The following is an 11,273-nucleotide window of genomic DNA, read 5'->3' on the forward strand; positions in this document are numbered from 1 at the left end:
CAACCGCGCCGCGTGACCCCGTGCGGCCGGCGGTCCTCCGCCGCCGGCCGCCCCGCACGCCCGGCGACCCTCCCGGCGCGTGCACCGAGCCGCCCGTCCGGGGCTCCCGTACGTCCCTCCCCGTGCACCCGACACGTCCCCCGTGCACTCGACCCCTGTTGAGGAACCATGCGCTGTGTCATCGCCCGCTTCCCCTTCGATCTGTTCAAGAACGAGGTCGAGGACTCGATGAAGGGCATCAAGCCCGAACCCGTCACGGGGGACGCGGTGGTCATCAGCCGCCGGGTCTACCCCGTCAAGCAGGTGGGTGAAGTGATCACCCGGCAGGACCGTCGGGACTTCAGCTCCGCCGAGGTCGTCCGGGCGCTGTCCAAGCTCGGGTTCACCTGCCGTACGGCCGAGTCGGCCGTGCCCGCGCCGGCCCCCGCCCGTACCCCGCTGGAGACGGCCTCCGCGCTGCTGGGCACTCCGGCCGAGGTACGCACGGAGGCTCCCGAAGCCGTGTCCGCACCCCGGGCCGACGGGGTCTGAGACCCGCTTCCGCGCCCCGCGACGCCGTTCTGCGGCCTCGCGGGGCGTGCCATGATCGGCGCCATGAACAGGAAGCTGACCGCGTTAGGCGTGGCAGTGGTGGCGTCCGCGCTGCCCGCCACCGCCACCGTCGCCCACGCCGACGAGACGCACACCGACGCCCACAACGGCCCGCAGGTGGCCCTGATCGCGACCGGTCAGATCGACGATCCGCTGGAGGACGTCCTGGAACACGTCGCGGTCCTCGGCCGGACCGTCGTCGTGGACCACTGAACCCTCCCCGCCGTTCCGCCCCTCAGGGCGTCGGTGCGGCCGGCGGCGGCTTCTGCCGGGCCCACTCCATGCGCGGCTCCAGCAGCGGCTTCAGCAGCCGCCGGACCGGTGGCGTGCATAGCAGGGTCACCATGACGGCGGCGCCCACGGTGACGGCGACCGTGCCCATCGTGGTGTTGAAGAACGGCCGGTCGTAGAAGCCCTCGTAGCGCAGGGCCCGGATGACGAAGCCGTGCAGGAGATACCCGTACAGCGTGCAGGTGCCCAGTGCGGTCATCCAGCTGCGGCCCCGGGGCACCCAGGCGAGGAAGCACGCGCCGAGGACGACGGCGGCCAGGAACAGCAGCAGCGTGGCCGCCGGACCGGTCCACTGGGCGGTGTCCAGCTCCTGGGCGCTGTTCTTGCGGAAGAACCACGACGTCGAGGTCCGGGGCACCAGCCAGTACGCCAGGAGCATCCCGGCGACGAATACGGGCACGGAGACGACGCGCACCCAGGTGCGGCGGACCATCGCGAAGTGGTGCGGGCCCAGTCGCAGCCCCAGGACGTAGAACGGCAGGAACTGCAGGATGCGCTGGACCGGGAGCGTGCCGTCGGCGGCGGGCGAGACCGTCGCCACGGCGGCGATGGCGAGGGACACCAGCACCGGGAAGCGCACGGTCTGCCACAGCGGGGTGGACAGCCGCCAGAGGAACAGGGCGGGCAGGAACCACAGCAGCCAGTACGGCTCCAGCAGCGACAGCGAGAAGTCCGGGTCGCGCAGGGCGCGGTGGAAGAGTGTGTAGAGGACCTCGAACACGAGGTAGGGCACCAGCAGGCTGGTGACCAGCTTCCACACCCGCTCCGGCCGCAGCTCGAAGTTCCGGGAGAAGTAGCCGGCGATCAGGATGAACACCGGCATGTGGAACGTGTAGATGAAGGTGTACGCGGCCTCCACGAGGCGGCCCGGCGGCAGCGGTTCCCAGGCGTGGCCGATCGCCACCAGCACGATGGCCAGGTACTTCGCGTTGTCGAAGAAGTGGTCCCGGCCGCCTGCGTCGGGAACGGCGGTCCCGGGGGAGGCGGCCGCGGTGGGGCGCGGCAGCCTCGAAGTGAGGGGGGAAGGCATCCTGACACCCTAGGCGCTCGACCCGTTCCCTTTGGAGGGTGTGGCGCTCGTCACTTCTCGCCCACCGGCTCGGCGGGTTCGGCCGCCGCCCGGCACGCCCGTGCGGGGGAACGGGTGACGGGGTGCGGTCAGGGGCCGGAGCGGGGGGTGGCCCGGGGAGCGGGCCGGGGGCTGTCCCCCGGCCGGTTCACCGGACTGCCGCATGGGCAGCGGGGCCCGGCCCAACAAGGCTGTGTCCATGACGACTTGGACCCGTAAAGCCCTGCTCCTCACCCTCTCCGCCGCAGCCGCGGCCGGCACGCTGACCGCCGTCGGCGCACCTGTGGCGCACAGCCGGCCGACGGGCCCCGCCGCGCCTCCGCTCGCCTGGGGGTCCTGTGCCCCGATCCCGGGCACGCCCGTCCCCGCCGGGCAGCAGTGCGCCACGCTCCGCGTGCCCCTGGACCACCGCGCCCCCGGCGGGCGCACCGTCGACGTGGCGGTCGCCCGGCTGCGCACGGACCGGCCCGAGGCCCGGCGCGGCACCCTGCTGGTGCTTCCCGGCGGCCCCGGCGGCTCGGGGGTGCAGCGGCTCGCGCAGAAGGGCGAGGCGCTGCGGGCGGCGACCGAGGGGGCGTACGACCTGGTCAGTCTCGACCCGCGCGGGGTCGGCGGCTCCACCCGGGCCGGCTGCGGGATCCCGGAGGCGGACCGGCGCCTGGTGACGCTGCGGTCCTGGCCCGCGGCGGACGGCTCGATCACGGAGAACGCCGGACGCGCCCGCCGCACCGCGGCCGCGTGCGCCCGCGACGGCGGTCCGGTGGTGCGGTCCTTCAGTACACGGAACCAGATCCGCGACATCGACCGGCTGCGCGCCGCGCTGGGCGAGCGGAAGGTGTCCATCTGGGGCTCCTCGTACGGGAGTTACGTCGGCGCGGGGTACGCCCAGGAGCACCAGGACCGCGTCGACCGGCTGGTCCTGGACAGCACCGGCGACCCGGACCCGGCACGGGTGGCCTACGGCTGGCTGGCGAACATGGCTCCGGGCGCGGCCGACCGCTTCCCCGACTTCGCGGCCTGGGCGGCGGACCCCGCCCGGGACGCCGAGGGGCTGCGGCTCGCCCGGCGCGCCGAGGACGTACAGCCGTCGTTCCTCGCGCTGGCCCGGGAGCTGGACCGTGCGCCGAAGGAGTCGGACGTGCCCGGCGTCCCGCTGACCGGGAACCGGCTGCGGCAGGCGCTCCAGAACGCCCTCTACAGCGATACGGCGTTCGCCCCGCTGGCCCGGCTGATCCGCTCGGCGCAGGATCCGGAGGGCCGCCCGGTGCTGCCGCCGGAGGCGGCGGGCGCGCTGCCGGACGAGGACGCGACGCTGACGATGGCGGTGGTCTGCAACGACGTGCGCTGGCCGGGTCCGGACTCCGGGTACGCCCGCCGGGTCGCCGCCGACCGGGCGCGGTATCCGCTGACGGCCGGGATGCCGGTGAACATCACGCCGTGCGCCTTCTGGAAGTACGACGAGGAGCCGAGGCCCACCCGGATCACGGACGAGGGCCCCTCGAACGTTCTGATGATCCAGAGCCTGCGCGATCCGGCCACGCCGTACAGCGGGGCCCTCAAGATGCGGGCGGCGCTCGGTGAGCGGGCCAGGATGGTGACCGTCGAGCAGGGCGGGCACGGGATGTACCTGGGCAACGGCAACGCCTGCGGCGACCGGGTGGTCAGTGACTTCCTGGTGACCGGGAAGCGGCCCGCCCGGGACACGCACTGCCCGGACCGACCGGCCTCCGACAGGGTGTCATAGCGGATGATTCCGGGGCGTTCCTTGCTATACACGAGCGATGGAGCACCCCGGGACCCTCGTCCTGATCATGGCCCTGGCGGTTCTCGCGCCGCTGCTCGGTTACGCGACCGGGCGGTGGCTGCCGGTCCCCGTCGTCATCTTCGAGATCGTGCTCGGCGTCCTGGTCGGGCCCGATGTGCTCGGCTGGGCCCACCACGACCAGGTCATCGACGCCCTGTCCGACCTCGGGCTCTCGATGCTGATCTTCCTGGCGGGGTACGAGATCAAGTTCGCCGAGGTCCGCGGCGACACGCTGCGCCGGGCCGGTGGGGCCTGGGTCCTCTCGTTCGCCGCCGGGCTCGGCGTCGCGCTGCTGCTCAGCGGGGCGGACCTGGCGAAGAGCCTGGTCATCGGCACCGCGCTGACCAGCACCGCGCTGGGTGCGGTGCTGCCGATCCTGCGGGACTCGGGGCGTCTTGAGGGGCGGTTCGGGTCGGTGGTGATGGCGTTCGGGTCGGTGGGGGAGTTCGGGCCGATCATCGCGATGGCCCTGCTGTTCAGCGGCCGCAGCCCGGGTGCGGCGAGCGCGGTGCTGGCGGTGTTCGCCGTCGTCACGGCGGGGGCGGTGTTCTGGGCGATGCGGCCCCGGCCGCCGTGGTTCGCCCGGATCGTCGCCGCGACCCTGCACTCCAGCGGCCAGTTCGCCGTCCGCTTCGTGATGCTGCTGCTGGTCGGGATGCTCGGGCTCGCCCATGTCTTCGGCCTGGACACCCTGCTCGGCGCGTTCGCCGCGGGCATGCTGACCCGGCTCGTCCTCCAGGGGTCGGTGCCCGAGAGCGGCGACGCGATCCTGGAGCGGGTCGAGGCGATCGGCTTCGGCTTCCTGGTGCCGTTCTTCTACGTCGTCACGGGCATCGACTTCGACCTCGCGGCGCTGCTGGACGACGGCCGCCCGCTGCTGCTCCTGCCGGTCTTCCTGCTGCTGTTCCTGCTGGTGCGGGGCGTTCCGGCGTACTTCCTGGCCCCACGCGATCTGACCGGGCGCCGGCCCAGGGCAGCGCTCGGGCTGTTCGCGTCGACCTGTCTGCCGCTGGTGGTCGCGATCACCGCGATCGGCCTGGACGAGAAGGTGATCGGGTCCGGCGAGGCCGCCGCCCTGGTCGCCGCCGCGATGGTGTCGGTGCTGGTCTTCCCGCTGCTGGCGTTCCGGCTGCTGCGGAAGGAGGAGGGCGGCGGGGGCGGGGCGGTCCCGGACCGTGCGGCGGAGAGCGGGGAGGCGTGGTGAACGGCGGGCCCGGTCATGATCCGCCGGACACCGCTCAGAGCGTGGCGTCCTCCGTGGGGACGCACAGCACGGGGATCCTCGACATGTGCAGCAGCTTGTGCGGGGTCGAGCCCAGCAGGGCCCCGCGCATCGGGCTCTCGCCCCAGGTGCCGACCACGATGACCCGGGCGCCGTGCCGTTCGGCGGCGTCCAGGAGTGCCTGTGCGGGGCTCTCGTCCAGCACCTCGACGGTCGCCGGTACGCCCGCCTCCTCGGCGGCCGTGAGCGCGTGCTCCAGGCCGGTGCGGCCGGCCTGCCGGATCGCGTCGTAGTGGCTGCGGTACTCCGCGCCGTCGCGCAGTCCGGGGGCGGCGGCCCCGTAGACGAGGACCAGCCCCTCCCCGTACGCCGCCGCCAGCTCGATGGCGATGCGCAGGGCGCGGGCGGCGCCGGGGGACTCGTCGTAACCGAGGACGACCGGCATCTCAGCGTTCCTTCCGGGCGGGGGCGTGCACCAGGTCCGGGTCGGCGACCCCCGGCCGCTCCTGCCAGAACACCGCGTCCCGCAGCCGCCACACCACCATCAGGACCACGCCGACCAGGGAGATCACGATGCCGATGACGAGCGGCGGGCCGAGCCCGAACCAAGAGGTGCCGCTGTAGGAGTTGGCCGGGTCGGACATGTCGATGACCGAGCGGACCAGCAGCCAGGTCAGCAGTCCGGCGCCGACCACCGGGCCGAGGCCGATGAGCAGGAAGTTGCGCACGCTCTCGGTGAGGTGGCGGCGGTAGTAGACGGCGCAGGCCACTCCGGTGAGCGCGTAGTAGAAGGCGATCAGCAGCGACAGCGCGGTCAGCGAGTCGAAGAGGGCGTTCGTGCTGATCTGGTTGACCACCAGGTACCAGGCGATGGCGATGCCGGCAACCCACCACGTACTGACGTCCGGGGTACGGAACCGGGGGCTGATGTGCCCGAAGTGCCGCGGCAGCGCCTGACGGCGGGCCATGGACAGGGCGGTCCGGGACGCCGGGATGATCGTGGTCTGGGTCGAGGCGATGGCGGAGGTGGCCACCGCCAGCAGCAGGATCCAGTCCCAGCCGCCCAGGACGTCCCCGGCGAGCTGGGCGAAGATGAACTCCTCCTCGCCCGCGTTCTCCGCCAGGAACGCCGTTCCCGCGAAGGCGACGACCGCGATGGCGACCGACAGATAGGTCACCAGGAGCACCACGGTGGACCACAGGCCCGCCTTGCCCGGGGCGCTCGCCGAGTTCTCCGTCTCCTCGGTGAGGTTGACCGCGGACTCCCAGCCCCAGTAGATGAACACCCCGAGCAGCAGCCCGCCGGTCAGTGCGGCGCCGCCCGCGCCGAACGGGTCCAGCCAGCCGAACGACGGTTCGATCGAGTCGAAGCCGGTCGTGCCCGCGTACACCCGGTAGAGCGCCACCGCGACGAAGACCAGCAGGAACGCGATCTGGAGGAGGATCAGCACGTTCTGCACCTTCGCGGAGAGCTCGGTGCCGATGACGCAGAGCCCGGTCATCACGATGATCAGGAGCACGGTGAGCAGCTGGCGCGCGAAGTCGTTCTCGACCCAGCCGTCCAGGCCCACCGCCAGCAGGGTGAAGCTCACCGCCACATCGGCCAGCGAGCCGACCACCAGGACGCCGGTCATGGTGATCGCCCAGCCGCCCAGCCAGCCCGCCCAGGGGCCCATCGCCCGGGTCACCCAGGAGAAGGTCGTACCGCAGTCCTGGTCGACCTTGTTCAGGTAGTAGAACGCCGAGGCGATCAGCAGCATCGGCACGAACGAGGCGAACATGACGCCCGGGGCGTAGATCCCCACCAGGGCGACGATCGGGCCGATGACGGCGGCCAGTGAGTACGCCGGTGAGGTCGCGTTCAGACCGATGACAAGGGCGTCGACGAAGCCGATCGCGTTCGGCTTGAGGCCGACATCCGGTTCGTCCCGCACACGGTCGTGGGCCATGGTTCCTCGCTCCGCCGGGCACCCCCGCCGGGAGCGGGCGATGATCCGGATCTCATCGTAAGGAGACCCGGCGATACTCGCATTACGGGCGAAACGCCCCCTCCGGTGAAGGGCCGGTGGGAGGTCACTCGAACGGCCCGCTCCTCTGCGAAGCCGGAGGCCGGGGCGCAGGGTGGAGTCCATGTGGTCCCGCCGACTCGTCCTGGGCGTTCTGGTCCTGCCCCTGGCCCTCCTGGTGTTCGGGGACGGCCCGGCGTTCCGCGCGCCGGGGGCGGAGCTGGCCACCGGACCGCGGCCGCCGCGCGGACTGCCGCAGCCGGCGGTCGTCAGCCGCCGGGACTGGGGCGCGGACGAGGACCTGGTCCGGGAGGGGCCGCACTACACGGCCCCGGCGCGGGCGGTGTTCGTGCACCACACCGGCAACCCCAACGACTACGACTGCGCGGACGCCCCCGAACTGATCCGGGCCGTGCAGCGCGACCACATCCGGCAGGACGGCTGGGACGACATCGGCTACAACTTCCTCGTCGACCGCTGCGGCACCATCTACGAGGGCCGCGCGGGCGGCGTCGGCCGCTCGGTGCTCGGCGCGCACACCAAGGGGTTCAACACCGACACGGTCGGCATCGCGGCGATCGGGAACTTCGGCGCGGGGGTCGAGGTGCCGAAGCCGATGATGGACGCGCTGGTGAAGCTCGCCGCCTGGAAGCTGCGGCCAGGGGCGGATCCGCTGGGCCGGGTCGACCTGGTCTCGACGAACGACGAGAGCCGCTTCGACCGGGGGCAGGTGGCCCGGCTGCACGTCATCTCGGGACACCGCGACAGCTTCGAGACCCGCTGCCCCGGCGACGCGCTCTACGACCTGCTGCCCGAGCTGCGGCAGCGCGCCGCGAAGCTGCGGGCCGCCGCCCCCGGCCACTCGGCGGCGGCCCGGCTGCGCCCGTCCTTCTGACCGGCCCGGGCGCGGCCGCCTAGCGGGCGACGAACTGCGTGAGTATCGCCTGCACTTCGTAGATGTCGACGCCCTTGGTGAACGTCTTCTGGAGCGGCGTCGCGTTGCCCGAGATCCAGATCTTCAGCTCGGCGTCGAGATCGAACGTCCCGGCCGTCTCCACGGCGAAGTGCGTGATGCTGCGGTACGGCACGGAGTGGTACTCCACCTTCTTGCCGGTGATGCCCTGCTTGTCGACGAGGATCAGCCGCCGGTCCGTGAACAGGATGGTGTCCCGGATCAGCAGGAACGCGGCGTGCACCTGCTCGCCCTGCCCGAGCAGCCGGGCGTAGTCCTGCTGGGCGGTGGCCGGATTGATCGTGTGTGCGTTGCCGAACAGTGCCATGAGGTCCCCGTCTCCCGGTCGTCGCGTACGTACAGAAGTACGCTCCGGCGGGGCTGATGGTTCCCCCGCGCCCCGGACCCGGCTCCCCGGCTCAGAGCGGGACGATCGTGACCTCCGTGGCCTTCACGCCGGTCCAGACGGCCGTGCCGTCGGCGATGCCCAGCTCGGCGGCGGCCCCCGGGGTGATCTCCGCGACCAGGTCCGGGGCCTCGGCCGAGGTGATCAGCAGGCGCAGCCGGCTGCCGCCCGAGGTGATCTCGCGGACCGTGCCGGGCCAGACGTTGCGCGGGGAGCCGGTGGGCCTCTCCCGGTGTACGGAGACGGCTTCCGGCGCGATGACCGCGAGGGCGTCCGTGCCCGCCGGGAGGGGCTCGGCGACCACGAGGTGCCCGCCGCCCTCCGGCGCCAGGCCGTCGGCGGTGGCGGTCCCGGGCCAGGCGTTGCGGCCCAGCATCCGGGCCACCCACGGTGAGCGCGGGTGCCGGGTGACCTCGGCGGGCGGCTCGTCCTGGAGGACCCGGCCGTCCTCCAGCACCAGGACCCGGTCGGCCAGCGAGACCGCCTCGACCGGGTCGTGGGTGACGATCAGACAGACCCCGCCGAAGTCCGCGAGGTGCCCGCGCAGGGTGTGCCGCACCCGGGCCCGGGTGGTCTGGTCGAGGGCGGCGAGTGGTTCGTCCAGCAGCAGGAGGCGCGGGCGGGCGGCGAGCGCGCGGGCCAGGGCGACCCGCTGGGCCTGGCCACCGGACAGCTGGGCCGGCTTGCGGTGGGCGAGGTGGCCCACCCCGAGCCGGTCCAGCCAGCCCTGGGCCTCGCGCCGGGCCTCGGCGCGCGGCACACCGTGGGCGCGGAGCCCGTACGCCGTGTTGGTCAGCGCGCTCAGGTGCGGGAAGAGCGCCCCGTCCTGGGGCACCCAGGCGACGCCCCGGCGGTGCGGCGGGAGGGCGGTGACGTCGTCGTCGCCGAGGCGCAGGGTGGCGTGCGCGCGGGGCGTGAGGCCGAGGAGGGCCCGCAGGAGCGTCGTCTTGCCCGCGCCGTTGGGGCCGACCACCGCGATGGTGGTGCCGGGCGGGGCGTCGAGGGTGAGGTGGGTGAAGCCGGTGACGTCGGCGTGCAGCGGCCAGGGCTCGGGCGCGGGCTTCTTCAGCAGGTCCGGGGGCGGTTCGGGCAGGGCGTCCGGCGCGGTGCCCGTCGGGTCCTCCGGGCGGGCCGCCGTACGGCTCGCGAGGTCGCGGTGGTCGCCCGGGGTGCCGGTCCACCGGCCGCGCAGCGCGACGAGCACGATCATCGCGATGGCCAGGAGCAGCAGCGACACGGAGGTGGCGGCCTCCGGCGAGTCCTGGAGCAGCAGATAGACCTGGAGCGGCAGGGTCTGCGTGGTGCCGGGGAGGTTTCCGGCGAAGGTGATCGTCGCGCCGAACTCGCCGAGCGCCCGCGCCCAGGTCAGGGCGGCTCCGGCGACCAGCCCGGGGGCGACCATCGGCAGTGTCACGGTGAGGAACACCCGGACCGGCGAGGCCCCGAGGGAGGCTGCGGTCTCCTCGTACCGGGGGCGCAGCCCGCCGAGCGCGCCCTCCAGCGAGATGATCAGGAACGGCATCGCGACGAACGTCGCCGCGAGCACCGCCCCCGAGGTGTGGAAGGGCAGCGTGATGCCGAAGGTGTCCTCCAGCCATGGTCCGAGCAGCCCGCGCCGCCCGAAGGCCAGCAGCAGGGCGACGCCGCCGACCGTGGGCGGCAGGACCATCGGCAGCAGGACCAGCGAGCGGACGAACGCCTTGCCGGGGAACGGCACCCGGGCCAGCAGCCAGGCCAGCGGCACCCCGAACAGGAGCGAGAGCCCCAGCGACCAGAGCGAGACCACCAGCGAGAGCCGCAGGGCCTGGGTGGTGGCGTCGGCGGTGAGGTGCGCGCCGATGTCGCCCCAGGAGGTGCGGGCCAGGATGCCGACGAGCGGCAGCATCAGGAACGCCACGGCCAGCAGGGCGGGCACCGTCAGCAGGAGCGGGGCGCGGACCCCGGGCGTACGGCGGCGGACCGGGCGTTTCATCGGTGACCTCGTCGGGCTAGGGCCTGTCGTTCGATCATGTCGGGCTCGCGGGGTCCGGCGGGCCCGTCGGACGGTACGGGCCCGCCGGGAGCGGTACGGCTACGGCTGCTGGAAGCCCGCGCCCTGGAGGATCTTCTGTGCGGCGGGCGTGGAGAGCCAGGCGACGAACGCGGCGGCGGCCTCGCTGTGCTTCGACCCCTTCAGCGTGGCGGCCGGGTAGGAGGCGACGGCGTTCTCCGCGTCCGGGATGTCGATCGCGTCGACCTTGTCGGTGGCGGTCTCGGCGTCGGTCTTGTAGACGAGCCCGGCGTCCGCCTCGCCCAGTTCGACCTTGCTGAGGACCGCGCGGACGTTGGGCTCCTGGGAGACCGGCTTCACCTCGATCTTCTGCGCGTCGAGGATCTGCTTGCTGTAGCGGCCCACCGGCACCTCGGGGGCGGCCAGGACGACCTTCAGCTTGGTGTCGGAGAGGTCCTTGAGGTTCTCGACCTTCTCCGGGTTGCCCTCGCCGACGGCGATGACGAGGCGGTTCTTGGCGATGACGGTCGGGGTGCCGGTCTCGCCGGTGAGGCCGTCCATCGTCTTGGTGTCCGCGGTGACCAGGGCGTCGGCGGGGGCGCCCTGCTTGACCTGGGCGGCCAGCTCCTGGGAGCCCGCGAAGGAGAACGTGACCTTCGTGCCCGGGTTCTCCTTCTCGTACGCGGCTCCGGCCTCCTTGAAGACGTCGGTCAGCGAGGCGGCGGCCAGCACGGTCAGGTCCGCCTTCGGGGCGCCCGAGGCGGAGGAGGTGGCGCCCGAGCCGCTGTCCTTGTCCTTGGCCTTGTCGGCGCCGGAATCGTCGCCGCAGGCGGCGAGCGGGATCAGGAGGGCGGTGGTCAGGACGGCGGCGGCCGCACGGCGGCGGGTGATCAGCGGGGACATGAGGGTGGGTGCTCCTTGGATGCGTGCGCGGCCGGCGGG

At 73.2% G+C, this 11,273-nt stretch carries 11 protein-coding genes; 5 read left to right on the forward strand and 6 right to left on the reverse strand.

What is annotated here, in order from left to right:
- Positions 1-168 precede the first annotated feature (168 nt).
- Both G3I54_RS08280 and G3I54_RS08285 read left to right on the forward strand, forming a co-directional pair.
- A complete protein-coding gene (locus tag G3I54_RS08280; RefSeq protein WP_164612583.1) occupies positions 169-531 on the forward strand; it encodes an SCO5918 family protein in 363 nt (120 codons plus the stop codon).
- 63 nt (positions 532-594) lie between these two features.
- Positions 595-804 (forward strand): hypothetical protein, encoded by a 210-nt coding sequence (locus G3I54_RS08285; protein WP_239144292.1) that lies wholly within the window; start codon positions 595-597, stop codon positions 802-804.
- A gap of 22 nt (positions 805-826) precedes the next feature.
- Here the strand turns inward: G3I54_RS08285 and G3I54_RS08290 are convergent, their stop codons facing one another.
- A complete protein-coding gene (locus G3I54_RS08290; protein ID WP_164612587.1) occupies positions 827-1,912 on the reverse strand; it encodes an acyltransferase family protein in 1,086 nt (361 codons plus the stop codon).
- 238 nt (positions 1,913-2,150) lie between these two features.
- Here G3I54_RS08290 and G3I54_RS08295 point away from each other — a divergent pair, with 238 nt between their 5' ends.
- Together G3I54_RS08295 and G3I54_RS08300 are read left to right on the forward strand one after the other, a co-directional pair.
- A complete protein-coding gene (locus G3I54_RS08295; protein WP_203685709.1) occupies positions 2,151-3,695 on the forward strand; it encodes an alpha/beta hydrolase in 1,545 nt (514 codons plus the stop codon).
- Positions 3,696-3,732: 37 nt separating this feature from the next.
- Positions 3,733-4,959, forward strand: coding sequence for a cation:proton antiporter (locus G3I54_RS08300; protein WP_164612591.1), 1,227 nt, complete (start codon positions 3,733-3,735; stop codon positions 4,957-4,959).
- Between the two features lie 34 nt (positions 4,960-4,993).
- Here G3I54_RS08300 and G3I54_RS08305 read toward each other — a convergent pair whose 3' ends face one another.
- Both G3I54_RS08305 and G3I54_RS08310 read right to left on the reverse strand, forming a co-directional pair.
- Entirely contained in the window at positions 4,994-5,422 is a 429-nt protein-coding gene (locus tag G3I54_RS08305; protein WP_137229722.1) for a universal stress protein, read from the reverse strand.
- Position 5,423: 1 nt separating this feature from the next.
- Complete coding sequence (locus G3I54_RS08310; RefSeq protein ID WP_164612593.1) at positions 5,424-6,926, reverse strand: APC family permease; 1,503 nt, start codon at positions 6,924-6,926, stop codon at positions 5,424-5,426.
- 181 nt (positions 6,927-7,107) lie between these two features.
- Between G3I54_RS08310 and G3I54_RS08315 the strand changes: the two genes are divergently transcribed.
- Complete coding sequence (locus G3I54_RS08315) at positions 7,108-7,878, forward strand: peptidoglycan recognition protein (protein WP_164612595.1); 771 nt, start codon at positions 7,108-7,110, stop codon at positions 7,876-7,878.
- Positions 7,879-7,897: 19 nt separating this feature from the next.
- Here the strand turns inward: G3I54_RS08315 and G3I54_RS08320 are convergent, their stop codons facing one another.
- The 3 genes from G3I54_RS08320 to modA all read right to left on the reverse strand — a co-directional run bounded on the left by G3I54_RS08320 (position 7,898) and on the right by modA (position 11,234).
- On the reverse strand, positions 7,898-8,263 hold the full coding sequence (locus tag G3I54_RS08320) for a PH domain-containing protein (protein ID WP_030075656.1): 366 nt from the start codon (positions 8,261-8,263) through the stop codon (positions 7,898-7,900).
- Between the two features lie 91 nt (positions 8,264-8,354).
- Complete coding sequence (locus G3I54_RS08325) at positions 8,355-10,313, reverse strand: ABC transporter permease (protein WP_164612597.1); 1,959 nt, start codon at positions 10,311-10,313, stop codon at positions 8,355-8,357.
- Between the two features lie 99 nt (positions 10,314-10,412).
- On the reverse strand, positions 10,413-11,234 hold the full coding sequence (gene modA / locus G3I54_RS08330) for a molybdate ABC transporter substrate-binding protein (RefSeq protein WP_164612599.1): 822 nt from the start codon (positions 11,232-11,234) through the stop codon (positions 10,413-10,415).
- Between the last annotated feature and the right edge of the window lie 39 nt (positions 11,235-11,273).

Source organism: Streptomyces sp. SID14515, from assembly GCF_010548505.1.
Taxonomy (GTDB): Bacteria; Actinomycetota; Actinomycetes; order Streptomycetales; family Streptomycetaceae; genus Streptomyces; species Streptomyces caviscabies.